The following is a 23840-nucleotide window of genomic DNA, read 5'->3' as shown; positions in this document are numbered from 1 at the left end:
CTGCCCGCCCGACCCCGACGACCAGCGGGTAGCCCGCACGACGGAAGATCAACGGGAGTAGAACCAGTGTCCGCACCGCCGCCTGCGCTCACCGCGCCGCCTTCCGCCCGTCGTGGCGTGGTCGCCCACCGGATCGGCCGGGCGGTCGCCTCGACCGCCCGGCTGCTGGCGATCTTCGTTCCGGTGTTCCTGCTCGGCACCTTCCTCACCTACCTGCTCGGGCATCTCAGCGGGCGCAGCCCCGCCTACCTGCAGCTCGGCGACGCGGCTTCCCCGCAGGCCGTGGCGGCCATCGAACACAAGTGGGGCCTCGACCGCCCCTTCCTCGTCCAGTACGGGGACTGGCTCGGTTCGGTCCTGCACGGCGACCTGGGAACGAGCTGGTACAACGGGCTCAGCGTGGCGCACGCGCTCGGCCAGCGGGCCGCCATCACGCTCTCGGCCGCCGGGGTCGCGCTCGTCCTCGGCATCGTGTTCGGGTTTCTGTTCGGCGCGCTCGCCGCGCACTTCCACACCCGCTGGCCCGATCGGGCGATCACGACCTTCACCACGGCCATCTCGGTGCTGCCGCCGTTCATCGTGGGGATCGGGCTGGCGGCGGTGTTCGCGGTCGGCCTGCAGATCCTGCCGGCTGCCGGCTATGTACCGATCCAGGCCGGGCTGGGCCCGTGGCTGAGCCACCTGATCCTGCCCGCGATCGCGCTGAGCTTCGACACGGCCGCCGACGTCGCCCGGCAGCTGCGCAACGGCCTGGTGTCGGCCTACCGCGGGAACTACGTCACCGGCGCGATCGTGCGCGGCCTCGGCCCGCGCCGGATCTTCTTCGTGCACGTGCTGCGCAACGGCATCGCGCCGGCGTTGGCGGTCCTCGGCCTGAAGTTCCCCAACCTGCTGGGCGGCGCGGTGATCATTGAGGCGATCTTCGGGCTCTCCGGGTACGGCGTGTACGCCAGCCAGGCCGCGGTCCGCGGCGACGTGCCGGCCGTCCAGGGTGTGCTCGTCGTCTCGGTCATCCTCGTCGTGGTGTTCAACCTGCTCGTCAACATCGTGCTCAACCGCGTCACCCCCGACGCTGACCGGGGAGTCTGAGGCATGATCAGAACGCTGTTGCGGCTCACGAGCGCGCGGGTCGCCCTCGCGCTGCTCGCGATCATCGCCCTCGTGACCGTGCTGGGCCCCGTCCTGGCGCCCTACGACCCGCTCAAGGGGAGCGGCCGGACGCTCGCCGGGCCCTCGGGCAAGCACTGGCTGGGCACCGACTACATCGGCCGCGACGTGCTCAGCCGCATCCTCGCCGGCGCGCCGCTGAGCATCGTGAGCACGCTGGAGGTCGCCGGGATCGCCCTGGTGCTCGGCACGATCCCCGGCATCCTGTCGGTCTATCTCGGTTCGGCGTTCGAGTGGCTGAGCCTGCGGGTCGTCGACACGTTCATCGCCCTGCCGTTCCTCGTCTTCGCGGTCGCGATGACGGCGTTGCTCGGCAACGGGATCACCCAGGCCATGATCGTTGTCGGCATGCTCATCGCGCCCGTGTTCTACCGGGTGAGCCGGGCGGCGACGATGTCCGTCGCCCGGTCGCAGTACGTGGAGGCGGCCTCGATCGCCGGGGCGTCGACGGCCTGGATCGTCCGCAGTCACGTGTGGTCCAAGGTGCTGCCGTCGGTCGCCGTCACCCTGGCCCAGACCCTGGGCATCGGGCTGGTGGTGATCTCGAGCCTGACCTTCCTCGGGATCGGGATCCAGCCGCCCACCCCGACCTGGGGCGGGATCCTCGCGTCCGATCTGGGCTACCTCGCCCAGAAGCCGTACGCACCGGTCTTCCCGACCCTGCTCATCCTTGCCGCCGTCCTGGCCTGCAACCTGCTCGCCGACGCCATCCGGGACGCCGCGGGCGAGACCGGTCGCGCCCTGACCGGGGCGAAGACCGCCAGGACCAACAGAGCACGGCGGCTCGCCGCCCCGGCGGACCCGGCCCAGCCATGATCAAGGAGCAACGGATGGCGCCGAGTGCGCACGGCCCCGCCGACCGCGACGCGGCGGTGCTCACGCTGACCGACGTGCGGATCCACAACGACGCCGCCGACACCGAGCTGGTGCACGGGGTGAGCCTGCGGCTCGTCCGCGGCGGGGTCGTCGGCATCGTCGGGGAGTCCGGCAGCGGCAAGTCGCTGACCTGCAAGGCCGTGCTCGGCGTCCTGCCGCAGCACGTCGAGGTTTCGGGTGGCTCGATCGAGCTGCTCGGCCGCGACGTCGCCGGCCTGTCCCGGCAGGAGTGGACGGCCCTGCGCGGCAACTCGATCAGCGCCGTCTTCCAGGACCCGGCGTCGTACCTCAATCCGTCCATCCGCGTCGGCAAGCAGGTCCAGGAGGTGCTGCGGATCAAGCAGGGGCTCAGCCGCGCCGCGGCGAAGCAGCGGGCCATCGAACTGCTCGACGCCGTCCACCTGCGCGATCCCGACTACGTCTACGAGCAGTACGTGCACGAACTGTCCGGCGGCATGCTGCAGCGCGTCCTCATCGCCATCGCGATCTCCCTCGAACCCGAGGTGCTCATCGCGGACGAGGCGACGACCGCGCTCGACACCACGGTGCAGGCCGGCATCCTCGACCTGCTCGTCGAGCTGAAGGACCGGATCGGGCTGTCGCTCGTCGTCGTCTCGCACGATCTCGCCGTCGTGGCCCAGCTCTGCGACGAGGTGCTCGTCATGCGCGACGGGCACGTCGTCGAGCAGGGTGCCACGTCCGAGATCCTGCACGCCCCGCAGCACGAGTACACGCGGCTGCTGGTCGCCGAGCACGAGCAGTACGGCCTGAGCGGTTCCGCCACCGGCCCGCACCCGCCAGTGCCGGTGTCGGTGCCAGCGTCGGTGCCGGTGCCAGCGTCGGTGCCGGTGTCGGTGTCGGTACCGGAGCCCAGGAGTTCGACCGTGCCCGAGTCGGCGGAGCCGGTCCTGCGGGTCGACGGGCTGGGTGTCCACTTCGGCCGCGGCCGCGGGCGCAAGCAGGCGCTCGAGGACGCCTCCCTGGTGATCCGCCCGGGGGAGACCGTCGGCGTCATCGGCGAGTCCGGGGCGGGCAAGTCCACCCTCGCGCGCGCGGTGCTCGGCCTGGTGCGGGTCTCGGCCGGTTCCGTGCACGTCGCCGGGCGGGACATCACCCACCTGTCGGGGCGTGACCGGCGGGCGTTCGGCCGCGACGGCGTCGTCCAGTACGTGTTCCAGGATCCGCTGCGCAGCCTCGACCCGGAGCACACCGTCGCCACGTCCGTCGCGGAACCGCTGCGCATCCGGGGCGGGCTCGACCGGGCGGCGATCGACGACGCCGTCCGCCGCCAGTTCCGCGCCGTCCGGCTCGACGAGTCGCTGCTGGACCGGTTCCCCGGCGAGCTCTCCGGTGGGCAGCGCCAGCGGGTGGCGATCGCCCGCGCGCTCATCAGCTCACCGCGCCTGCTGATCCTGGACGAGCCGGTGAGCGCGCTGGACTCGGCCAACCGCGTCGCGATCCTCGAGCTGCTGCGCGAGCTGCGCTCCACCATCGACGTCGCGATGCTGTTCATCTCCCACGATCTCGGGTCGGTCGCGGGGATCTCAGACCGGACGATCGTGCTCTACCGCAGCCGGATCGTCGAGGCCGGCGACACCTCGCGCATCGTCACCGCGCCCGCGCACCCCTACACCCGGCTGCTCGTGGGGTCGGCGCCGACCCTCAGCTCCGGACCGACCGACCGCGTGCAGCGCGAGCGGTTGCGGGCCGGGCTCTTCGTCTCCTGATTTCGCCGTGCCCCCATTCCGACGATCGCAAGGGAAAACCGTGACCAGACAGGTGCGACTCTGCCTGAACCTGCAGGCGACCGGCCGCCACGACGCGGCCTGGAAGACCCTGCCGCCGACATCGGACTGGATCGCCGGCATCGACTACTACACGGAGATCGCGCGGCTCGCCGAACGGGCCCGCTTCGACGCGATCTTCATCGCGGACCGCCTCGGCTCGCTCGACGCCGCCTCCTACCGCCGGCCCTGGCGCGGGACGGATCCGACCGTCCTGCTCGCCGCGCTGGCGCGCGAGACCGAGCACATCGGGCTCGTGTCGACCAACCCGGCGATCCACGGCAACCCGTTCCTGCTCGCCCGGTCGATCGCGACCCTCGACCACGTCAGCAAGGGACGCGCCGGCTGGAACATCATCACCAGCCAGGAGGACGTCACCCGCGCCGCGCTCGGCGTCGAGGAGGTCCTCGAGCCGGCGGCGCGCTACCGCAAGGCCGAGGAGTTCATCTCCGCCGTCGACGCGCTGTGGGCCTCGCTGCCCGAGGAGGCGGTGGTCGCCGACGCGCAGGCCGACCTCTACATCGACGCGCGGCGCACCCGGCCGGCGGATTTCGCCGGCGAGTACTACCGGACGTCCGGGGTGCTCCCGCTGCCCGGTGGTTACCGGGGCCGCCGCCCGGTGCTCTTCCAGGCCGGGGCGTCGAGGCAGAGCAAGGAGCTGGGCGCCCGCTGGGCGGACGCGCTGTTCACCTCGCAACGGCTGCCGGAGCTGTCGCGGGAGTTCTCGGCCGAGGTCAAGGGGCTCGCGGCGGCAAACGGGCGCAATCCCGACGATCTCCTCGTCCTGCCGGGCCTGTTCACCGTCCTCGGGGCGACGGAGGCCGCGGCCCGCGAGCGCAAGCGGGAGCTCGACGAGCTGCTCGCCGTGGGGCCGCTGGTCGAGCTCCTCACCGCGCAGCTTGAGTTCGACGTCTCCGGGCTGGACCTGGACGCGCAGCTGCCCTACGCCGAGCTGGCGGCGCGCGCGGCCGCACCGGCGGTGACCGCGCGTCGGGACCAGCTCGTCGCCGAGGCGCGCCGCCGCGGGCTCACCGTCCGCCAGCTGCTGTTCCACAACCTCACCGGCGGCCAGCGGATGATCGTGGGAACCCCGGAGCAGGTCGCCGACGACATCGTGGAATGGGTCGACACCCGCGCGTCGGACGGCTTCGTCATCAACATCGACGTCCAGCCCGCGGGGTTCGTCGAGTTCATCGACGGCGTGGTGACGCAACTGCAGGACCGCGGCCGGTTCCGCCGCGAGTACGCCCACGACACCCTGCGGGACAACCTGGGCGTCTCCGGCGCCCCGCCCGGCGGCGCAACCGCGACGGGGGAGTCCAGCGGACCGGTCCGCGGCGGGGGGCGGCGGTAGCCATGCCCGCACGCAACGAGATCAATCGGGGGAAGCGGCAGGTCGACGCCTTCGCGTTCCCGCGGACCGAGCCCGCCGAGCGGGTCGACGTCCTCGTGGTCGGTGCCGGGCCCAACGGCCTCGGCACCGCGCTCGAGCTCCACCGCCACGGGGTGGCGGCCGCGGTGGTGGACGCCGCGGCCGGCGCGACGCTCGTCCGGGCCGGCGCCGCGGGGTACACGCCCCGCGCGCTCGAGGTCATCCGCGGGTGGGGGCTGCTGCAGCGGATCCAGCACGAGTGGACCTTCCCGCCGGAGTGGAACAACGGCAACCTCCTGCTCACCTCGCTCGCCGGGCACCAGCTCGCGGGGACCACCCTGCGGTCGTTCGCGCTCGGCGCGACCAGCCGATACTCGACCGAGACCATGCTGCGCCGGCCGCAGACGGTGCTGCAGCGCGTCTTCCTCGACCGGCTCGCGGAGATCGGGACCGCGGTCTCGGGCGGCTGGCGGGTCGAGGGGCTGGCGAGCGACCCCGACGGCGTGACGACGACGGTGGTCGAGGTCGAGACCGGCCGGCGGCGCACGATCCGCTCCCGGTACGTCGTCGGCGCCGACGGCGGGAAGAGCACGGTCCGCACGCTGGCGAGGATTCCGCGCTCGGGCAGCTACGCCGAGGAGCGGCACTTCCGGTTCGTCGTGCGGACCACCTCGGACACCTCGGCCGCGCTCGGGGCGTTCCCGCCCGCCACCGCGGTCATCTACAACGACCGCTACTGCGGGTTCCTCGCGGCCCTGAACGAGACCGACTGGCGGGCGTACGCCGGGCCGTACCCGCTCGACCGTGACCCGACCACGGACGAGTTGATCGCGCAGGCCCGGGCGGCGTTCGGCTTCGACGTCGACCTCGAGGTCGTGTCGCTCACCCCGTTCTTCAAGAGCACCCGCATCGCCGACACGTTCTACCGCGACCGGATCGCGCTGGTGGGTGACGCGGCGCATGTCCGCACGCCGGGCGGCAACCTGTGCGAGGGCTTCGGCGACGTGGTGAACCTCGGCTGGAAGCTCGCGGCCGTGCTGCGCGGCCAGGCCGGCCCGCGCCTGCTCGACTCCTACGACGAGGAACGGCGCCCGCACAACTGGCGGATCGCCGACTACGCCCTGGCGGAGGACGACAGGCACACGGACGCCTACGAGCGCGTCCGCGCCCTCGGGGTCCCGGACGACGCCGACACCAGCCCGGACGCGGCACGCCGGCGCGCCGAGATCGGCGCGATCCTCGGGGCGGGCCGCAGCCTGCCGCTCGGGGTCGTCTTCGACGAGCGGTACGACGCCTCGTCGGTCATCCGGTACGAGGACGGGCAGGTCGAGTCCGAGCCGCCCTGGAACGCCTTCGCCTACGCCGACGACGCGCGGCCGGGGCACCGGGCGCCGAACGGCAACCTCGACCCCTTCGGGTTCACCCTCTACGACCGGATCGGCTCCCACGTCGCGCTGCTCGTCCTCGCCGACGACGCGGACGCCGTCGGCTCCTTCGAGGCGGCGGCCGACGCCCGGGGCCTCGAGCTCGAGGTCATCCACCTGCCGGATCCCGCGGCGCGCGAGCTGTACGGCGCCCGGTACGCGCTCGTCCGGCCGGACCATCACGTCGCCTGGCGCGGCGACGGCAACGACCTCGACGACCTTGACGCGGGCGCGGTACTGGATCTGGTCTACGGCCGCGGCGAGGCCTCCGGCACCCGCTTCCGGCAGCTCGTCGAGGCGGCCGAACGTTGACGGCCCGCGGCTCGCGGGCCAATCTCCGGGCGCCGGCCGGCGGCCCGGGCTTCCCCACAATCGTGAATCGGAGGTCCCGATGGTGACGGTGGATGCGACGTCCTCTGCGCAGCGCGGCCTGTCGCTGTTCCTGACGATCCCCGCGGACGGTGAGCCCGTCCGTACGTACAGCCAGTCGCTCGAGGTCGTCCGCCTCGCGGAGGAGCTCGGCTACGAGACGGTGTGGGCCGCGGAGGCGCACTTCACCCTGATCGGTCTGCCGTCCGCGCTCACCTTCCTCGCGGCGGCGTCGCAGACCACGACGACGATCAGGCTGGGAACCGCGGTGGTCCCGCTCACCTTCGACAACCCGATCCGGTTGGCCGAGACGGCGGCGCTGGTCGACGCGCTCAGCGACGGGCGGCTGGAGTTCGGCGTCGGCAAGGGCAACGGCGGGGGTTTCTCCACCGTCGCCTTCGAGGCCTTCAACCTGTCCGAGGACGACCGCGAGTCGCTGTACGCCCACGCGCTCGACGACCTGCGCCGGGCCCTCGGCGGCACCATCGCCGCCGGCGACAAGGAGGTGACCCTGTACCCGCCGCCGGCCGGGCTGCTGCCGCGGCTGTGGCAGGCGACCGGGAACCCGCGGACGGCGGCCGAGATCGGGCGCGCCGGCGACAGTCTGCTCCTGCACCGGCTGGTCGCGTCCGGGGACGCCGGCCAGATCCAGTCGGGTCTCATCGACGACTACCTCGACGCCCACACCGGCGAGCGCAGCCCACGGATCGGCATCTCCCGCGTCCTGCTCCCGGCGCAGTCCCGGCAGGAGGCGGTCTCCCTGCTCGAGGCCGAGCTGCGCCGCAACCCCGCCCAGTACGTCACCCCGGGCGGCCCGCCGGGCACGGCCGAGGAGTTCCTGGCCAGGTCGAACGTGAAGTACGGCGACCCGGACGACATCGTGGGGCAGCTGCTGGCGGACGCCGCGTTCACGCGGTCGACCGACTACCTGTTCAGCCTCCCGCTGCCGCAGTCCTCCCCCCGGTTCCGCGACGGGCTTCGGCTGATCGCGCAGGAGATCTTCCCCCGCCTCCCGGCGCACGACCGGGCACCGACGGCATGACCGCAGAGCACGACGTCGCACCTGGACCATCGAACGTGAGGAACCGACCATGACCTCTGTGACCGAGACGGCGACAGCGACCGGGACGGTGACAGTGACCGGGACGGCGACAGTGACCGAGACGGCGACAGTGACCGGGACGGCGAGCGCAGCCGCCAGCGCGACCGCGCGAGCCGAATGGGACGCCTGGCGAGAGGCCTCGGAGCGCCAGCGGCGCGAGCCGTACGGCTTCCTCGCCTACAGCGCGCTGCACTTCCTCGACGGCGAGCCCCGCCGCGTCGAGGGATTCCCGGGACGGTGGGCCACGGGCGAGCAGGGGCCGGTCGTCGACCTCGACGCGGGGGAGTCGCTCGCCGTCGACGGCGAGACCGTGGCCGGGCGCCATGTCTTCGGCGCCGTCCGCGAGCGGGAGTTCCGCAGGGCGGCGTCGTTCGGCGACGTCGTCGTCGAGCTGTCCCGCCGGGGCGGGCACGACCTGCTCCGCTCGCTCGATCCCCGGCACCGGCTGCGCGAGACGTACGTGCGGACGCCGACGTTCGACTACGACCCCGCCTGGGTGGTCCGGGCCGAGTTCGAGCCGTATCCCGCCCCGCGCCCGGTCGAGGTCGCCGCGGCGATCGACGGCATCGTGCACACCCACGAGGCCGTCGGCGAAGCCGTCTTCGCGCTCGACGGCACCGAGCAGCGGCTGGTCCTCTTCCACGCCGAGCACCTGGCGGGGGTCGGTCTCGTCCTGTTCACCGATGCGACGAGCGGAGTCACGACCTACGCGGCCAGCCGCCGGCTGATCGTCCCCCTGCCCGCGCCGGGCAGCACGCAGATCGTGCTCGACTTCAACCGCGCGGGGAACCTGCAGTGCGCCTACACCCCGTACGCCCCCTGCCCGCTCGCCCCGCCGCAGAACCGCCTCACGATCCCGATCGAGGCGGGCGAGCAGATCCCGTCCTTCCGGCCCGAGCACGACGGGACCGCGCAGCGCCCCAGGCCGTGACCGGCGGGCCGGCACCGGCGCCGGAGCCGACGGCCTCGAGCGGCCTTGTCGCGGTGGCTGGTACCCGGGTGGTCTGCAAGGCGGTCACGCCAGCGCAGCCGCCTTGCGCAGCAGCACCGCCCGCTCGCGGACGTTGCGGCACAGCCGGGCGGCGAGTTCCAGCTCGGATCGTGCCTGCGTCGTCCGGCCGAGCTGGCCGAGCAGTTCGCCGCGCACGCTCGGGAGCAGGTACGAGCCCGTCAGGCGGTCGGTGGCGACGAGTTCATCCACGATGGCCAGCGCCTGCTGTGGTCCATTCACCATCGCGACGGCGACGGCCCGGTTGAGCTCGACGACGGGTGACGGGGCCACGCGGCCGAGCGCCTCGTAGAGGAGCGCGATCCGCTCCCAGTCGGTCTGCGGGACCGACGGCGCCGACGCGTGGCAGGCGGCGATCGCCGCCTGCAGCCCATACGGTCCCAGGCCGCGTCCGAGCGCCGCGGCCCGGCCGATGGCTGCCAGACCGCGGCGGATCGCCGAACGATCCCAACGGTGCCGGTCCTGATCCGCCAGGAGTACGGCCTCGCCGTCGGGGCCGGTGCGGGCGGGAAATCGCGCGGCGGTGAGCTCGAACAAGGCGAGCAGCCCGTGTACCTCCGGTTCGGCGGGCAACAGTGCGGCCAGCATCCGGGCCAGCCGGATCGCCTCGTAGGCGAGATCGGGGCGTAGCAGGCTGTCACCGGTCGTCGCCGTCGAACCTTCCGTGAAGATCACGTAGAGCACGCTCAGGACACCGCCGAGCCGCCCGCGTCGTTCCTCGGCCGGCGGCAGGGCGAACGGTACTCCGGCCGCGCCGATGGTCTTCTTCGCCCGCGTGATCCGCGCCTGGACTGTCGACACGGGTACCAGAACCGCCCGGGCGATCTCCTCGCTGGTCAGGCCCCCGACCACGCGCAGGGTCAACGCCACGCGGGCCTCGGGCGAGAGCACCGGGTGGCAGGCTACGAACATCAGCGCGAGGGCGTCGTCGTCGACCCGGTCGGGATCCCATAGGAGGTCGTCCGACCGGTCCCGCGGGGGCGCCGAGCCCGAGCTCGCCTCGCCCTCGGCCAGTTGACCGGCGAGCAGGGCGTACCGCTCGTCGAGTGTCGACCGGCGGCGAAAACCGTCGATGGCGCGCCGCCGAGCGGTCGTGAGCAGCCAGCCCACCGGGTTCGCCGGTACGCCGTCGCGCGACCATGTGACAAGCGCCTGCGCCACCGCCTCCTGCGCAACATCCTCGGCGAGTTCGAAGTCTCCCGTGTAGCGGGCCAGCGCACCGACGATCCGAGCGGACTCGATCCGCCAGACGGCCTCGACAGCCCGCCCCACCGATTCGGTGCTCGGCGGGCCACCGACAGCCGCGGGCATCAGAGCTGGCCGGTCCGCTCGCGCCACGCCCGCTCCTTGATGATCCACTCATTGTCCTGCGGGAACTCGTCGATGGTCGGCACGCGGCGGATCTCGCATTTCGCGCCGGCACTCGCCGGCAGGCGCCGGGCCCACTCCACAGCTTCTTCCTTCGAGGCGACGTCGATCATGTAGAAGCCGCCGAACAGCTCCTTCGTCTCGCCGTACGGGCCGTCGGTGACCACCGGAGTCTCGCCGCTGAAGTCGACCACCACGCCCTGGGCCGGGTCGTCCAGGCCCTCGGCGGCGACGAGCACGCCGGCCCGGATCAGCTCCTCGTTGAAACGACCCACCGTCTCGAGCATCTCCTCGAAGGGCGTCTCCATCATCTTCGCGAGAGACTCGTCCGTGGCTCGCATGATCAGCATGTACTTCGCCATCGTTGATCTCCTTGATCACGGGTCGCCTCCCGACCCTCCCACTCCCAGGTCGAACGGGAAAGCCGCGGATCGACACGGCGGCCGGACGAGGGTCTGCCGAGCGCGGTGCGCAGCGCCTGGTGGACGACGTCTCGACGCCCGCCGCGCGGGTTCACCCGAGGATGCGGGCGGTGCCGAAGCCGGCGGTCAGCGGATCGCCGGTGGTGAACCGGCTGGGGCTGAACGCGGCCAGGCCGGGGGCGGGTTGTTCCCCGGCGAGCAGACCGGCGACATGGTCGCCGAGGACCGGGGCGAGCTTGAAGCCGTGTCCGCTGGTGCCGGCGTCGACCCACACCCGGTCGGTGATCTGCCCGATCACCGGCTGCCAGTCCGGGCTGACGTCGTAGAACGCGGACCATCCGCCGGCCCGGGCCCGCGCCTCACCGGGCCGTCCCGGGCGTCGGCGCAGGGCGGCCTCGGCGAGCTGGGCGAACTCGGCGTCGCCTACTGGAGCGGGCGTGGTGTCCGGGTCGACCGGTGGGGTGGAGTCGAGGCCGCCGAGCAGCCAGCCGCCGTCGGGCTGCGGCGCCGCGTAGTCCCCGCCCGCCACATCGATGATCACCCCGGCGTCGGCGTCGGGCCCGGGGATGCCTGGTGCAGGCGCCCCGCGGCGGGCGGAGCCGCTGCCGGACGTGCCGCCGCCAGCGGCGGAGGCGGCGCAGGCGGGGCCGAGGACGGCGACGACGTGCCGTTCGGCGTGCAGCGGCAGCGTGATGCCGAGCTGGGCGGCCAGGGGCGCCGTCCACGGCCCGGCGGCAAGCAGCAGGCGGCGGGCCCGGTGCGTCGTGCCGTCCGCGGTGGTGAGCTCGACCTGCCCGGGTGTCTCGGCGATCCGGACGACGCGGGCGTCGGTGTGGACCAGCGCGCCGTGCGCCCGGGCCGCGGTGACGAAACCCCAGGTCGTTCGGTAGGGATCGGCGTATCCGGCCTGCTCCTCCCGCACGGCGATCGCGACGTTCCCGTCCCTGCCGTCGGCACCAGGGCCGTTGCCCGCGCCGTCGCCGACGTCGATCCCGGGGAACCGACCCGCCACCTCGTCCGCGTCGAGGGTCTCGAGGTCGATACCCAGGTCGACCAGCGTAGCCGCGGTGCGCCGCGCGTCGGCGACGTCGTCCGGGCCATGCAGGTACAGGCCGCCGGTGCGGACGAAGCCGGCATCGCCGCCGCCGGTGTGCTCGGCGAACCCCGCGAGGAACGCGATGCTGTCGTGGGCGACCCGGGCCAGGAACGGCTGGGTGTAGTAGGCCCGGCAGATGCCGCTGGATCGCCCGGTCGGTCCGCCCGCCGGTCGTCCCTGTTCGAACACGACCACGTCGAGCCCGCGGCGAGCGAGGTGGAACGCGGCGCTCGCGCCGTGCACCCCCGCCCCGATGACGGCGATCTCGGCGGCCGCTCCGCGGGATTGCGCGTGTGGCATCGTCCGTCCTCTCAGCGGCCCCGACCTCGGGGCGGGATAAACGGGGGCCGGAAACTGGATCCGGGTCACGCAGCCCGCGGGTCTGTCCGCTGCCCGAAGTGTCGCACTGGGCAGGGGCGGCGCTCAGACCGATCCGCCCTTCGGCCGCGCGACCGCAGGGCGGGCAAGAGCCGTTGCGCGCCCCGGTTAGGTAGACGGTCTTCGTCGTCCTTCGGCCGGCACGCTGAGGGCCAGGATCGCGGTGTCGTCGTCCAGTCCGTCGCCGAAGCCGTTCAACAGGCCGACCAGGGTGTCGACGGTTGCCGCCGCGGTGGTGGGGGCGAGGCCCGCGGCGAGGTCGAACAGCGCGTCGTCGCCGTAGCGGCGTTGGCCGGCGCCGGCGGTGCGGGCCTCGGTCAGCCCGTCGGTGTAGAGCAGCAGGGTGTCGCCGGCTGCGAGGCGCCCGCGGGTGGTGGAGATCCGGGCGTCGGGCAGGACGCCGATGAGCTGCCCGCCGGGGGTGGACAGAGAGGCGACCGTGCCGTCGGCCCGCAGCAGCAGCGCCGGGGGATGGCCGCCGCTGGCCAACGCGAGGGTGAAGCCGCCGGCGTCCGCGTCCGGGGTGAGCAGCCCGAAGATCACCGTGCAGAAGCGTGGCTCGTAGTCGCGGTACTCGGTGCACAGGACGGTGTTGAGATTGGCCAGCACCGCGGCCGGATCCGGGTCGTACACGGCGGCGGCCCGCAGCGTGTAGCGGACGAGGGAGGTCACGGCCGCGGCGGCGGCACCCTTGCCGCGCACGTCACCGAGGAACAGCCCCCAGGTGCCGGCGGCGAGGGGGAACAGATCGTAGAAGTCTCCGCCGACCTCGTCGAGCGAGGCGATGTGGTAGTGCGCGGCCACCTCCAGGCCGGGCACCGGCGGCAGGACCGGGGGTAGCAGGGTTCGCTGCAGAGAGGTGGTCAGGCGCTGGAGGCGTCCGCGTTCGCGCTCGGACTCCTGCCGGGCGCGCAGCAGCTCCGTCTCGTACGCGCGACGGTCCCTCGCGTCGAAGATCGTGGTGCGGATCAGCAGCGGCTGCCCGTCGCCGCCGGTCCGCACCGTCGAGGTCACCAGGACCGGCAACCGGGTGCCGTCGGCGGCCTTGAGCTCCAGCGCGATGCCGCTGATCTCGCCCTGCATGCGCAGCAGCGGGGCGAAATGGGTCTCGTGGTAGATCCGCCCCCCGACGGTGAGCAGGTCGGCGAAGCGGCGCCGCCCGACCAGCTCCTCGCGCCGGTAGCCCAGCCAGCCGAGCAGAGTGGCGTTGATCTTTGCGATCTGCCCGTCCAGGAGGGTGGAGAGGTAGCCACAGGGCGCGTTGTCGTACAGATCTTCGAGGCTGTCCTCCAGCAGCGCGGCGAACGGAATCTGATCATCGGAGTCCGCGCACACCACGTCGCCTCCGCTCTCGCCCATCACCGCCCGGTGCCCGCGAACGCGACGATCGCCGCCGCCGTGGCCTCCGGCGCGCTCAGCTGCGGGCAGTGGCCGGTCGCCGTCAACGTCACCAGCTCACTGCCCGGGATACTCGCCTGGACAAACGCCCCCACGCCCGTCGGCGCGATCGCGTCGTTCGAGCATTCCACCACCAGGGTGGGTACCCGGACCCGGCCGAGATCGGCCCGGTTGTCCGACAGGAAGGTCGCTCGGGCGAAGGACCGGGCGATGTCCGGGTCGGTGCGGCAGAAGCTGTTCGTCAGCTCCTCGCCCAGCTCGGGTCGGTCCGGATTGCCCATGATGACCGGCGCCATCGTGGCCGACCAGCCCAGGTAGTTGCTCTCCAGCGACGCCAGCAGCTCGTCGATGTCCGCGGCGCTGAAGCCGCCGTGATAGTCGCCGTCCTCGAGGTAGCAGGGGGAGGGGGTGAGCAGGACCAGCCGGGCGAACAGCTCCGGCCGCCGGGCGGCGGCCAGGACTCCGATCATGGAACTCACCGAGTGACCCACGAACGTCACCGGCCCGACGGCGAGCTCCGTGCAGATCTCCACGACATCCTCGGCATAGCCGTCCAGGGTGGCGTAGCGGCGCGGGTTCCAGGCCGACAGATCGGACCGGCCGGCGCCGACATGATCGAACAGGACGACGGTGAACTCGCGGGCCAGCGCGGGGACCACCAGACGCCACATGTTCTGGTCGCAGCCGAACCCGTGCGCCAGCATCACGACCGGGGCGCCCTCCCGGCCGGTGATCATCACATGATTCCTGCTCCGCACGTCCATAGCCGCACATTCTTCACCCGCGACACCGCAGGCGGCCCGGCGAGGAACGTTCGCCGCGGGGCCGAGGCAGGTACCGCAATCCCGACCGACCGGACCAACCGGGTTCGTCCGGCGCTATCTGCACTGGCGGGGCGTGAAGCAGCGTCCCGGCGGGATCACCCGCTACAACCCGGAACCCGGACCGCCCGTGTTCGCGCCGCTGTCGGCCTCGCTCGTCGGCGGGAGCCGGACGAGCCACGGCGCTCGCCCTGGCCGATCACGGCTTCGACACCTCTCGCCTTCATCGGCATCCCGCTGCAGGCCCCGTACTGCGCGGCGAAGTTCGCCTGCCGCGGCTTCTTCGAGTCGGCCCGCGCCGAGCTGCTGCACGACGGCAGCGCAGTGCGCATGTCGATGGTGCACCTGCCCGCGGTCAACACCCCGCCGCGGCGCCGGCAGGCCACTGATGGCCGCGTCGTGATGGCCGCGTCGTGATGGCCGCGTCGTGTTGACCGCGTCGTGATGACCGAGAAGGAGCCGTCAGGGGTACCCGTTAGGGAGTAGTGCGCACGAGCCGTAAAGCATGCGACGATTCGGGTATATCGGGCAGTCTGGAGGTGTCGGTGCCCACCACCCGCTACTTCGACAGGGCCGGCCAGCTGGTGAGCAGGCCGGCGTGGGAGACGTTGTCCGGCCGGTGCGGTTACGGCCACGTCGCGTTGGATGCGGTGGTGGTGGCGGGGACCGGCGTGCAGGTCCACACCTTCTGGACCGGGATGACCAGCGACGACACGGGTAGCCACGGCCGACCGTTGATCTTCCGGACCATGGTGCACGGGTTGCGGCGTGGACTGCTGACCTGGGGCTGGGCCGACTTACGTGCGGCCGCGGCCGGTCATACCGCCGTGCTGGCCTGGGTCCTCGGCGACGGGCCCGTTCCGCCTGCGCCCGGCGGCGATGCCCCGCGGGAGGTTCCGGGGGTCGCCGGACGGTCGACCAACCACCACGGCATCCTGGAGCAGACCAGACGCGAATTGTAACAATCCGGAGGATTCCGGCCCCTGGGCATGCCGGGGTGGGGCCGAGGTGACGTGAGCGGTTGATAAGGCGTGCGCTTGACCTCAACCGGAGTTGAGGTAGCACTGTGAGGTCCCGCGCCGCTCGGTCATGTATCGGTCGCGCAGCGCATCCCAAGGGGGCCGCTCGCCGGCGGCCGTTCTGACCCGTCCTGCGGAGGGACCGCCCCGATGCCTCCCGATCATGTGCTTGTCGCGAGCGAGCCCGACCTGACGCCCAGAGCCGCCCGTGCGGTCCTCGCCGGCCTCCTGATCGGCGTCTTCATGTCGGCGCTCGACGGAATGATCATGGTCACCTCGCTGCGGACCGTCGCGGATTCACTGCACGGACTCACCGCGCTCGCCTGGGTGACCAGCTCCTATCTCATCACCATGACCATCTCGGCTCCGCTGTACGGCAAGCTGTCGGATTTGTTTGGGCGCAAACAGCTTTATCTGATCGGAACCTCGGTGTTCATGGTCGGGTCGCTGCTGTGCGCGGTCGCCGGTTCGGTCTACCAGCTCGCGATCTTTCGGGGCATTCAGGGGCTGGGCGCGGGCGGACTGGCGTCCCTGGCTCTCGCCGCGATCGCCGACCTGTTCCCCCCGGATCTGCGCGTCCGGTACCAGGCCAACGTCGGGGTCCTCTACGGCGTCGCCAGCGTGGTCGGCCCTGTGGCGGGCGGTCTGTTCGCCGGGATGGACAGCCTGCTCGGGCTGGCGGGATGGCGATGGATCTTCCTGGTGAACCTGCCGATCGGGCTGATGGCCCTGGTGCTCGTCGGGCGGCTGTACACGGTCCGCCCGGCACGGATCAGCCATCGCATCGACTTCGCGGGGGCGCTCTGCCTGGTCCTGTTTCTGGTGCCGTTGCTGCTGGTCGCCGAGCAGGGTCGGGAATGGGGCTGGTCATCTCGCCTGGCGTGGGTCGCCTACGCCCTGGGTGGACTGGGGCTGGTTCTGTTCCTGATGGTCGAGCGCGCGGCGGGGGAGACGGCGCTGCTGCCCCTGGACCTGTTCCGCGCCCCCGCCTTCGCGAAGGTCAACGTCGTCAACTTCCTCGGTGGTGTCTGCGCTTTCACCGCCCTCTCCCTGATCCCGCTGTATCTCCAGATCGTCAAGGGCATGTCGCCGATCACGGCCGGTCTGTTGTTGCTGCCGCAGTCGATCGCGACGACGGCGGGGGCGAAACTCTGCGGTCCGGTCGTCGCCCGCACAGGCCGGCACAGGATTCTCCTGGTGCCGGGCCTCGGACTCATGGGCCTGTCCTACGCCGCGCTCGCCATGGTGGGAGCGGAGACGCCGACCTGGCCCATGGTCGGGTTGGTCGCGATGATGGGCCTGGGCCAGGGGATGTTCCTGCAGACCGTGCTCAGCGCCCTGCAGGACAGCGTCCCGCCGGACCACCTGGGTGTCGCCAGTGGTCTGTACGGGTTCTCCCGGCAGATCGGCGGCGTCGTCGGCACCTCGGTTTTCGTCGCACTGTTCTTCTCCCTCGCGACGGGGCGGATCGTCGACAGTTTCCGCGCCGTCGAATCCACGCCGTCGGTGGCCGCGGCCCTCGCCGACCCGACGGTCGTCAACGACCCGGACACCCGTACCGTGGTCGAGGCGTTGCGCGCCGGTACCGCCGCCATCGACCTGAACGACACCTCTGCGTTGGACAGCCTGGACCCGCGGTTGGCCCGGCCCATTCTTGAGGGCTTCTCCGACGCGTTGGGCCCGGTTTTCTGGATTATCGCGGCGTTGGCGGCCGTGGCGGCCGTCCTCGCCCTGACCACGGTGGAGCAGCGGACCACCGCGCCAGCCCCTGCCCCACCCGAGCCGAACTCGGACGTGCTGACGGTGCGGTCCGACGGAATCCGACAGAACAGGAACTCCTCATGAGGGCTGCGGCATTCTTCGCCCCGGGATCTCCGGAGGTGCTACAGATCGTCGCCGGCCGGCGGCGCTGGACTGGGAGATTGCGGGCGGGCTGTCGGGGGCCGGGCGGACCGCGCACACCGCCGTCGAGGAGTTGGAGGTCGGCCCCCGCGACACGTTCCTGATCCACGCCGCCGCGGGGGCGGTCGGCTACCTGGCGGCGGGGCGGCGCAGTCTCGTGGCGAGGCCGGCGTCGCCCAGCGCGGCCACGACCTTGGCGCCGAGTTCGATCATGCGGTCCATGCCCGCGTCGCCGATCGGTTCGTAGGCCAGCGCTGCGAGTTCGTCGGTGCGGTCCTCGATCCAGCGCCGGCGGCGGCGACCCTGCGCCGTCAGCTTCGGCGTCGACTCCGGTGTCTCGGCCTCGGTCAGCCATCCCCGACGGCGCAGGTTCGCGACCGAGGCGTCCCAGGCCGGCGGGTCCCAGTGCCGGGAGTCACGCAGCGCCTCGCCGGGCCACCCCTCGTAGGCGGCGTGGATGACGAGTGCGTCGATTCCGCGTAGCCCTTCGGTGACGAGCCCGGCGATGTGTCCGTCGCCCCGGTGTTCGCGCAGCATCTTGGCGGCGTGCCAGATCACCAGAGGGTCCTCGCGCGGCCAGGGCAGCGATGCGAGCCCGGCGAGCAGGGGGCGGCCCTCCCGGTTCGCCGCGGCGGTCTCGCTGGCCGCGCGTGCGAGTTCGGCGAGCTCGCCGAGTTCCGTCGGGTCGAGTGGCGCGAGCGCCGCGGCGAGCACCGGCGCGAACGCCGCCTGCTGCGCCGCGAGGATCGCCTCGGGTGACGCCGTGCGCCACACGGCGGGAATGACGCTCTCGACCAGCCGGGGACTGACGTTGTAGAAGGTCGCCACCACCACGTCGGCCGGCACCGGGCCCAGCGGCGCGGCGCGCGTCACCAGGTTCACGACCGCGACGTCGTCGAGCCCGAGGTCGAGCCGGTGCAGCGCCGCGTGGACGGCCGGACAGAGCACGCCGGCACCGAAGGTGGGCTCGATCGCCAGCAGCGCGGGACGGGTGCGGGTCACGTCCACCCCGCCCGCTCCGCCGCCGCCGCCCAGGATCTTCGGATCCACGGTCACTGTTCGTCTCCTCTCGTCGCACGGGAGTCCCGCCACAACGGCCACCTGACATGTCGGGCGCGAAGAACCGGCCGAGAAAAGAGGCGCACGCGCGCCGGACATCCGCCGGATGTACCGCGGCGTTGTCGGCCCCGACGACGGCGTTCGACCGCCCGCGAAGGGCGCCGCATACCGCGCGTACGACGTCCGGCGAGGCAAAAGGGAATTGTATCGGCGGGCTACTCGGTCAGAACGATCCCCGGGCCGCGCGACGGCCCGTCCGTGCTACTCGGCGGCCCGTCCGTGCTACTCGGCGGCCCGCGTAAAGGTGGTCCGCCGTCAGTCATGGTGGGCGCAGTGCGTCGCGAAATGATGGTCACGGCGGCACCGTACCACTCTCCAGCCGTGCGGTGAACATCGTTGACTGCGGGCTTCGGAGCATTTTTCCCCGGCCAGGACGGACGGTGCGGTGACCCTGTCCGGCATCACCGACCCGCGGGACGCCGGAAGTAGGCCCGGGTCTGTGACCCTGGACTGCCGCCGCTCTCTTCGCCATCGCTGGTCCGCAGTGGCATTTTGATCATCGGCCGCCGCCGGAGGCGGGGTGTGGTGTCGTGACCCCGGCGCTGCGTTCATCGTCTGATGATCACGATTCTCGGGCGGGGAGACCGGGTGTCCGCAGACCGGTGCTCCGCCGGCCGGCCGGGCCGGTGTCGGTGCGGACGGCGGATCGACGCCGGTCCCGTCCTCTCACCGCGCGGGCGAAGGTCATGGCCGAGCGGCACCGCACCGACGGGTCACCCCGATATTTTCTGGGAAACCACCGGAAGTTCCGCCGACTGTTTCTCCGGGTCCATTCGGACGCACGGGTGAAGCGAGGATTCCCGTCGACGCGCCAGAGCTGGGCCAGTGGCCGGATGGAGCAATTCTTCTACCTCACCAAAAGCCGGTCCGGGCCGTCCGGGTGGTGTACGTCACTCAAATTTCGCGTCGCCCTGGAGGTTGGGAAGTCGATAAAGTGAAACGGTAGAAATGATGATCGGTGACGATGAGGGGCGAGATGGGCACCGGAGTGCTGGGCGTCGACTGCTGTGCGCCGGAAACGGAAATCGACAACAGTCGGATCGCTGAATGGACCGGTGCCGAACCGGAATGGATAGAAGAGCGCACGGGTGTGAACAATGCGGGCCTCACGCTGGACGAGGTCGACCGGGTCATCCTGCACCAGGGAAACGTGCGGATGGTCGAGTGGCTGGCTCGGCACCTGGGCTTCGACCCGGACCGCGTCGAGATCTCCGCGGACAGATACGGCAACACCGCCGCCGCGTCCGTTCCGATGACGTTGGCCCTGAGCCACCAGAGCCGCCGGCTTCAGCGTGGCGAGGTCGTGCTGCTGGCCTGCGTCGGTGGAGGCATGACCGCGGGAGCGGTGCTGATCCGTTGGTACTGACACCCCCGCCGGCACGCCGGCGGGGGTGCGCGGGTCGGGTCGCCGGACCCGGCGTCAGGCCTCGTCGAGACTGTTCATCACCGTGACGCTGCGTTCGAGGAACTCGTCGAATGCCGCCCGCTCGGTGTCGGAGTAGGCCGCGCTCAGCGCCCCCTCGACTCGCAGGATCACCTCGTCGGCCTCCTCGACGAGGCTACGACCGCGTGCGGTCAGGGCGTTGACGACGACCTTCTGGTGCAACGCCGAGCCGTGCCGCTCGATCAGGCCACCGCGCTCCAGGTTGAGCAGGATCGTCGCCATCGTCTGCGGGGTGACCATGCACTCCCGCGCCAGTTGGGCCGCCGACATCCCCTCCATCGAGGCGAGCAGCAGCAGGGCGGCATACTGCGGCACCGTGAGCCCGAACCGACGCAGCACCCGCGTCTTGCGGGCGATCATGGCCTGCTCGGCCCGCTTGATCGCGTGCCCCAACCGCTCGGCGGCGACGGCCGCGCCCGGGGAAATCGCAGGGACAACCCTGCTGGTTGGTGCGTCCGACATCTCAACAGCCTTGCACACACGCTCTACGGTGGTCTACGTGGCGCGGGCGGGGCGTCGTGGCTGGGGGGTCGCGCAGGTCAGGCGGGCCGTGCAGGTGCGCCGCCCCCGCTCGTCGCTGATGACGATCTCGTAGGTCGCCGTGCCGCCGCCCACGTGCAAGGGGCGGCAGACGCCGGTCACCGTGCCGTGCCGGACGGCGCGATGGTGGGTGCAGGACAGTTCCTGGCCCACGATGATCCGGTCCGTGCCGGCGTTCACCCAGGCCGCGAGGGAGCCGAGCGTCTCCGCGAACGCCGCGTTCGCGCCGCCGTACATGATGCCGATCGACTGCCGGTTGCCGGCGACGGGCATCGTCGCCACCACCAGGTCGGGCCGGCAGGTCTCCACCACGATGCCGAGCCGGTCGGCAGGCTGCTCCGCGGCGTACCTCGGGAGCACCGGTACCGGCCCGAGTGTCGCCTCGGGCCGCTGCCTGTCGACATCCATCGCGGTCCTCCTCGCGCCGACGCCATGAAACTGTATTCTGTCTTATGACAGGGTACTGGTAAAGGAATCCGGGAGGAATCGGATGCGCGTCATCTCGCTGGGCGGCTCCGGGCCGCCGGTCGGCGTCGTTGGTCTGGGCTGCATGGGCATGTCCTGGGGCTACGATCGGCTCGGCCGGGACGACGACGTGTCCGTGTCGGTCATCCACCGGGCGATCGAGCTTGGCTGCACCCTGATCGACACCGCGGACCAGTACGGGCCGTTCACGAACGAGGAGCTCGTCGGCCAGGCCCTTCGCGGCCGGCGCGACGAGGTCGTCCTCGCCACCAAGTGTGGGCTGGTGGTGGACGATCCCGCCACGTTCGCGAGCCATCGCGACGGCCGCCCCGAGCACATCCGCGCGGCGATCGAGGCGAGCCTGCGCCGGCTGGGGACGGACCACGTCGACCTCTACCAGCTTCACCGGATCGACCCCACCGTCGGCGTCGAGGACACCTGGGGGGCCATGGCGGAGCTCGTACACGCGGGTAAGGCGACGGCGATCGGGCTGTCGGAGGCCACCGTGGACGAGATCGAACGCGCGCGGCAGATCCACCCGGTCGCGAGCGTGCAGTCCGAGCTTTCGCTGTGGAGCCGGGAGCCGTTGTCCGACGGCGTGCTGGAGTACTGCCGCAAGCACGACATCACCTTCATCGCCTACTCGCCGCTGGGTCGGGGATTCCTCGCCGGCACGATCAGCGGCAGCGGCGACCTGCCGGTGGTCGACGGTCGCCATGCCACACCCCGCTTCCAGGCGGAGGCGATCGCCGCGAACCAGGCGATCGTCCAGCCCGTGCGTGAGCTCGCCGCCCGGCGCAACGTCACCGCGGCGCAGGTGGCGCTGGCGTGGGTGCTGCATCAGGGCGAGCACGTGGTCGCGATTCCCGGCACGAAGACGATGCGCTACCTCGAGGACAACCTTCGGGCGGCCGACCTGCTGCTGTCCGAGGACGCGCTTGCGCTGTTCGACAATCTTCCCGCACCGCGGGGCACCCGGTACTGAGCGCCTCGCCGGCCGTCCGCTGGGCTTTCCTGCCCAGCGGACGGCAATCCTTTGAAACTGTCACACGATCTAGTCGACGCGGCGGGGGCAACCGGATAGATGGATCCTTCTTCCGATGATCGGCCGCCGCTCTGACCCGCTGCCGGCCAAGGAGTGATCTTCCGTGCTCGTCCTTGATTTCCCCGCCGGCTCCTTCACGACGAACGCGTACATTATCGCGCCAGCCCCCGGAAGCGGCTGCCTGATCGTCGATCCCGGTCAACGATCCGCCGAGAAGATACGGACCCTGATCTCCGGGCACCGGCTCGTCCCCGAGGCCGTGCTCCTCACGCATGGCCATATGGACCACACCTGGGACGCCGTCCCCCTCTGTCGGGATTTTGACATACCGGTCTACATTCATCCGGGCGACCGCTTCATGCTCGGCGTGCCCGAGGCCGGACTTCCGGACTCGTTTCCGGCGGATCTGCTGGAGGGGCATCCCCACCGTGAGCCGACCGACGTACGCCATCTCCCCGGACCGGAATCGCCGTTGTCCATAGCCGGGATCACCGTGCACAGCCATCACGTCGGAGGCCATACTCCGGGTTCGGTCATTCTCCACTGCACGGCCGAGGACGACGTCCTGCTCACCGGGGACGCGCTGTTCGCCGGATCTATCGGCCAGGCCTTTTCGGGTAACCTCCGGTCGTTGCAGGAGGCGGTCGCCGAGGTGTTCGGACCGATGCCGGACGGCGGCTCGCTGCTACCCGGTCACGGGGATTCCTCGACCGTCCGGCAGGAACGTCGGCGTCAACCGTTCCTGAACCTGCGGCGCTGATACCGCGACGGTACCCGGCGGCCCCTGGTGCATGATCCCTGCCGCCTGGGCGCCGTCGTCGGTGTCGGGCCGTCCGAGCAGGCCGGCCACCTTGTGACCGGTACTGGTGCCGGACCTGGGAGTATGCAGGATCAGCCGGATGTCGGGCCGGTCCGGCAGGTGCAGCGTGATGGAGTCGAAGACCAGGCGCCCGATGGCTGCATGGTTGACCTCCTTGATGTTCCGCGTCGTCGCCGTCACCTCGTGACGCGCCCACAGGTCGGCGAACTCCGGGCTGATCCGCTGGAGCCGGGCTGCCAGCCGGTCGCACCGAGTATTTTCCGGGAAACGCGCCACGTCGCGGCGGAACTCCGCGACGAGATTCAGGGCGAGCTCGTCCCAGTTCCCGATCCGCTCCCGGTAGGACCGGTTGACGAAAAAGGACACCAGGCAGTTGTGGTCCTCGGCGGTGAACCCGAAAACCTCCCGGGCCGAGCGATTTGTCGCCAGTATGTCCCAGTACTGGTCGATGACATGGGCCGGGCTCGGCATCCAGTGGTCCACCAGGCGGGTCAGCCATTCCGCGGTGGGCATCTCGCGTAGTACGGCCTGGGGAGGACTGACCCCGGCCAGACGATAGAGGTAGTCCCGTTCCAGCGGAGACAGGCGTAGCGCGGAGCTGATCGCGTTCAGGACGTTGGCCGAGACCGTGATGTCACGCCCCTGTTCCAACGCCACGTACCACGAGGTGCCGATACCGGCCAGCACCGCCACCTCCTCACGGCGAAGGCCGGGTGTGCGGCGCCGACCACCGCCCGCCAGTCCGACGTCCTCCGGCGACAACCTTGCCCGTGCAATCTTAAGGAAGTGACGTAGATCATCTCGGCGACGCGGTCGGGTGGGCGTCGGATCCTGGGTGGTACTCACAGGGGTAGGATAATCTCCAGCTTCTCAAGAGGGCCGGCCTGCGCGAGTCTCGTC

22 protein-coding genes and 2 pseudogenes are annotated in these 23840 nt (G+C 71.5%); 15 read left to right on the top strand and 9 right to left on the bottom strand.

The features are described from left to right. The first annotated feature begins 66 nt into the window (after positions 1-66). The 9 genes and pseudogenes from FRAQA3DRAFT_RS10250 to FRAQA3DRAFT_RS10220 all read left to right on the top strand — a co-directional run bounded on the left by FRAQA3DRAFT_RS10250 (position 67) and on the right by FRAQA3DRAFT_RS10220 (position 9025). Positions 67-1089: an ABC transporter permease gene (locus FRAQA3DRAFT_RS10250; protein WP_009738986.1), complete on the top strand. Its 1023-nt coding sequence runs from the start codon at positions 67-69 to the stop codon at positions 1087-1089. Between the two features lie 3 nt (positions 1090-1092). After that, a complete protein-coding gene (locus FRAQA3DRAFT_RS10245) occupies positions 1093-1983 on the top strand; it encodes an ABC transporter permease (RefSeq protein WP_009738985.1) in 891 nt (296 codons plus the stop codon). Then, positions 1980-2759, top strand: a pseudogene (locus FRAQA3DRAFT_RS38640) (ABC transporter ATP-binding protein); the annotation flags it as partial. The gene FRAQA3DRAFT_RS10245 and the pseudogene FRAQA3DRAFT_RS38640, both read left to right, overlap by 4 nt. 84 nt (positions 2760-2843) lie before the next feature. After that, a pseudogene (locus FRAQA3DRAFT_RS38635) lies at positions 2844-3626 on the top strand (ABC transporter ATP-binding protein); the annotation flags it as partial. Next, a complete protein-coding gene (locus tag FRAQA3DRAFT_RS38630) occupies positions 3603-3770 on the top strand; it encodes a hypothetical protein (RefSeq protein ID WP_369809456.1) in 168 nt (55 codons plus the stop codon). The pseudogene FRAQA3DRAFT_RS38635 and the gene FRAQA3DRAFT_RS38630, both read left to right, overlap by 24 nt. Before the next feature lie 40 nt (positions 3771-3810). After that, a complete protein-coding gene (locus FRAQA3DRAFT_RS10235) occupies positions 3811-5181 on the top strand; it encodes an NtaA/DmoA family FMN-dependent monooxygenase (RefSeq protein WP_009738983.1) in 1371 nt (456 codons plus the stop codon). Positions 5182-5183: 2 nt separating this feature from the next. Further along, the gene (locus tag FRAQA3DRAFT_RS10230) at positions 5184-6935 is read left to right on the top strand and encodes an FAD-dependent monooxygenase (protein WP_009738982.1); all 1752 of its coding nucleotides are present in this window, start codon (positions 5184-5186) and stop codon (positions 6933-6935) included. Between the two features lie 79 nt (positions 6936-7014). After that, positions 7015-8034, top strand: coding sequence for an LLM class flavin-dependent oxidoreductase (locus FRAQA3DRAFT_RS10225; protein WP_009738981.1), 1020 nt, complete (start codon positions 7015-7017; stop codon positions 8032-8034). Between the two features lie 49 nt (positions 8035-8083). Next, on the top strand, positions 8084-9025 hold the full coding sequence (locus tag FRAQA3DRAFT_RS10220) for a DUF1684 domain-containing protein (RefSeq protein WP_009738980.1): 942 nt from the start codon (positions 8084-8086) through the stop codon (positions 9023-9025). An 84-nt stretch (positions 9026-9109) separates the two neighbouring features. Here FRAQA3DRAFT_RS10220 and FRAQA3DRAFT_RS10215 read toward each other — a convergent pair whose 3' ends face one another. The 5 genes from FRAQA3DRAFT_RS10215 to FRAQA3DRAFT_RS10195 form a co-directional block, all read right to left on the bottom strand. Continuing rightward, entirely contained in the window at positions 9110-10414 is a 1305-nt protein-coding gene (locus FRAQA3DRAFT_RS10215) for an RNA polymerase sigma factor (protein ID WP_198287145.1), read from the bottom strand. Further along, positions 10414-10833, bottom strand: a complete 420-nt coding sequence (locus FRAQA3DRAFT_RS10210; protein WP_009738978.1) for a YciI family protein — start codon at positions 10831-10833, stop codon at positions 10414-10416. The genes FRAQA3DRAFT_RS10215 and FRAQA3DRAFT_RS10210 overlap by 1 nt, the downstream gene beginning before the upstream one ends. A gap of 151 nt (positions 10834-10984) precedes the next feature. Beyond that, positions 10985-12289 carry an FAD-binding oxidoreductase gene (locus tag FRAQA3DRAFT_RS10205; RefSeq protein ID WP_009738977.1) on the bottom strand — a complete coding sequence of 435 codons (1305 nt, stop codon included), beginning with the start codon at positions 12287-12289 and terminating at the stop codon, positions 10985-10987. A gap of 186 nt (positions 12290-12475) precedes the next feature. Next, complete coding sequence (locus FRAQA3DRAFT_RS10200) at positions 12476-13726, bottom strand: PP2C family protein-serine/threonine phosphatase (RefSeq protein ID WP_035920798.1); 1251 nt, start codon at positions 13724-13726, stop codon at positions 12476-12478. Then, positions 13726-14529, bottom strand: a complete 804-nt coding sequence (locus tag FRAQA3DRAFT_RS10195) for an alpha/beta fold hydrolase (protein WP_009738975.1) — start codon at positions 14527-14529, stop codon at positions 13726-13728. The genes FRAQA3DRAFT_RS10200 and FRAQA3DRAFT_RS10195 overlap by 1 nt, the downstream gene beginning before the upstream one ends. On the opposite strand from FRAQA3DRAFT_RS10195, the gene FRAQA3DRAFT_RS37045 reads away from it, so the two are divergent. From FRAQA3DRAFT_RS37045 to FRAQA3DRAFT_RS10185, 3 genes are all read left to right on the top strand, one after another. Continuing rightward, a complete protein-coding gene (locus FRAQA3DRAFT_RS37045; RefSeq protein ID WP_232291996.1) occupies positions 14506-15003 on the top strand; it encodes an SDR family NAD(P)-dependent oxidoreductase in 498 nt (165 codons plus the stop codon). The genes FRAQA3DRAFT_RS10195 and FRAQA3DRAFT_RS37045 overlap by 24 nt on opposite strands. A gap of 128 nt (positions 15004-15131) precedes the next feature. Then, positions 15132-15548 (top strand): hypothetical protein, encoded by a 417-nt coding sequence (locus tag FRAQA3DRAFT_RS10190; RefSeq protein WP_009738974.1) that lies wholly within the window; start codon positions 15132-15134, stop codon positions 15546-15548. Between the two features lie 207 nt (positions 15549-15755). Beyond that, a complete protein-coding gene (locus FRAQA3DRAFT_RS10185) occupies positions 15756-17450 on the top strand; it encodes an MDR family MFS transporter (RefSeq protein WP_009738973.1) in 1695 nt (564 codons plus the stop codon). Between the two features lie 186 nt (positions 17451-17636). On the opposite strand, the gene FRAQA3DRAFT_RS10180 is transcribed toward FRAQA3DRAFT_RS10185, so the two are convergent. Further along, positions 17637-18563 carry a hypothetical protein gene (locus FRAQA3DRAFT_RS10180; protein ID WP_009738972.1) on the bottom strand — a complete coding sequence of 309 codons (927 nt, stop codon included), beginning with the start codon at positions 18561-18563 and terminating at the stop codon, positions 17637-17639. Between the two features lie 1039 nt (positions 18564-19602). Between FRAQA3DRAFT_RS10180 and FRAQA3DRAFT_RS10175 the strand changes: the two genes are divergently transcribed. Beyond that, positions 19603-19992: a 3-oxoacyl-[acyl-carrier-protein] synthase III C-terminal domain-containing protein gene (locus FRAQA3DRAFT_RS10175; protein WP_035920794.1), complete on the top strand. Its 390-nt coding sequence runs from the start codon at positions 19603-19605 to the stop codon at positions 19990-19992. A gap of 54 nt (positions 19993-20046) precedes the next feature. Here the strand turns inward: FRAQA3DRAFT_RS10175 and FRAQA3DRAFT_RS10170 are convergent, their stop codons facing one another. Then, entirely contained in the window at positions 20047-20532 is a 486-nt protein-coding gene (locus FRAQA3DRAFT_RS10170; protein ID WP_009738971.1) for a MarR family winged helix-turn-helix transcriptional regulator, read from the bottom strand. A gap of 33 nt (positions 20533-20565) precedes the next feature. Beyond that, positions 20566-21018, bottom strand: a complete 453-nt coding sequence (locus tag FRAQA3DRAFT_RS10165) for a hotdog fold thioesterase (RefSeq protein WP_009738970.1) — start codon at positions 21016-21018, stop codon at positions 20566-20568. A gap of 82 nt (positions 21019-21100) precedes the next feature. On the opposite strand from FRAQA3DRAFT_RS10165, the gene FRAQA3DRAFT_RS10160 reads away from it, so the two are divergent. Both FRAQA3DRAFT_RS10160 and FRAQA3DRAFT_RS32880 read left to right on the top strand, forming a co-directional pair. After that, positions 21101-22060 (top strand): aldo/keto reductase, encoded by a 960-nt coding sequence (locus FRAQA3DRAFT_RS10160; protein ID WP_009738969.1) that lies wholly within the window; start codon positions 21101-21103, stop codon positions 22058-22060. A 163-nt stretch (positions 22061-22223) separates the two neighbouring features. Beyond that, on the top strand, positions 22224-22880 hold the full coding sequence (locus FRAQA3DRAFT_RS32880) for an MBL fold metallo-hydrolase (protein WP_009738968.1): 657 nt from the start codon (positions 22224-22226) through the stop codon (positions 22878-22880). Here the strand turns inward: FRAQA3DRAFT_RS32880 and FRAQA3DRAFT_RS10155 are convergent. Then, entirely contained in the window at positions 22806-23786 is a 981-nt protein-coding gene (locus tag FRAQA3DRAFT_RS10155) for a helix-turn-helix transcriptional regulator (RefSeq protein WP_009738967.1), read from the bottom strand. The genes FRAQA3DRAFT_RS32880 and FRAQA3DRAFT_RS10155 overlap by 75 nt on opposite strands. Positions 23787-23840 lie beyond the last annotated feature (54 nt).

It is taken from the genome of Frankia sp. QA3, from assembly GCF_000262465.1.
Lineage (GTDB): Bacteria > Actinomycetota > Actinomycetes > Frankiales > Frankiaceae > Frankia.
Note: the sequence above shows the minus strand (reverse complement) of the source record. Positions and strands in the feature narration are given on the sequence as shown.

What these genes read in the sequence shown, in the direction of transcription:
- FRAQA3DRAFT_RS10165 (WP_009738970.1), bottom strand. Translation starts at nt 21,018, where the DNA reads ATGGATGTCGACAGGCAGCGGCCCGAGGCGACACTCGGGCCGGTACCG.
- FRAQA3DRAFT_RS10245 (WP_009738985.1), top strand. Translation starts at nt 1,093, where the DNA reads ATGATCAGAACGCTGTTGCGGCTCACGAGCGCGCGGGTCGCCCTCGCG.
- FRAQA3DRAFT_RS10200 (WP_035920798.1), bottom strand. Translation starts at nt 13,726, where the DNA reads ATGGGCGAGAGCGGAGGCGACGTGGTGTGCGCGGACTCCGATGATCAG.
- FRAQA3DRAFT_RS10160 (WP_009738969.1), top strand. Translation starts at nt 21,101, where the DNA reads ATGCGCGTCATCTCGCTGGGCGGCTCCGGGCCGCCGGTCGGCGTCGTT.
- FRAQA3DRAFT_RS10175 (WP_035920794.1), top strand. Translation starts at nt 19,603, where the DNA reads ATGGGCACCGGAGTGCTGGGCGTCGACTGCTGTGCGCCGGAAACGGAA.
- FRAQA3DRAFT_RS37045 (WP_232291996.1), top strand. Translation starts at nt 14,506, where the DNA reads ATGATTCCTGCTCCGCACGTCCATAGCCGCACATTCTTCACCCGCGAC.
- FRAQA3DRAFT_RS10185 (WP_009738973.1), top strand. Translation starts at nt 15,756, where the DNA reads ATGCCTCCCGATCATGTGCTTGTCGCGAGCGAGCCCGACCTGACGCCC.
- FRAQA3DRAFT_RS10205 (WP_009738977.1), bottom strand. Translation starts at nt 12,289, where the DNA reads ATGCCACACGCGCAATCCCGCGGAGCGGCCGCCGAGATCGCCGTCATC.
- FRAQA3DRAFT_RS10215 (WP_198287145.1), bottom strand. Translation starts at nt 10,414, where the DNA reads ATGCCCGCGGCTGTCGGTGGCCCGCCGAGCACCGAATCGGTGGGGCGG.
- FRAQA3DRAFT_RS10195 (WP_009738975.1), bottom strand. Translation starts at nt 14,529, where the DNA reads ATGGACGTGCGGAGCAGGAATCATGTGATGATCACCGGCCGGGAGGGC.
- FRAQA3DRAFT_RS10170 (WP_009738971.1), bottom strand. Translation starts at nt 20,532, where the DNA reads ATGTCGGACGCACCAACCAGCAGGGTTGTCCCTGCGATTTCCCCGGGC.
- FRAQA3DRAFT_RS10230 (WP_009738982.1), top strand. Translation starts at nt 5,184, where the DNA reads ATGCCCGCACGCAACGAGATCAATCGGGGGAAGCGGCAGGTCGACGCC.
- FRAQA3DRAFT_RS10210 (WP_009738978.1), bottom strand. Translation starts at nt 10,833, where the DNA reads ATGGCGAAGTACATGCTGATCATGCGAGCCACGGACGAGTCTCTCGCG.
- FRAQA3DRAFT_RS10220 (WP_009738980.1), top strand. Translation starts at nt 8,084, where the DNA reads ATGACCTCTGTGACCGAGACGGCGACAGCGACCGGGACGGTGACAGTG.
- FRAQA3DRAFT_RS10225 (WP_009738981.1), top strand. Translation starts at nt 7,015, where the DNA reads ATGGTGACGGTGGATGCGACGTCCTCTGCGCAGCGCGGCCTGTCGCTG.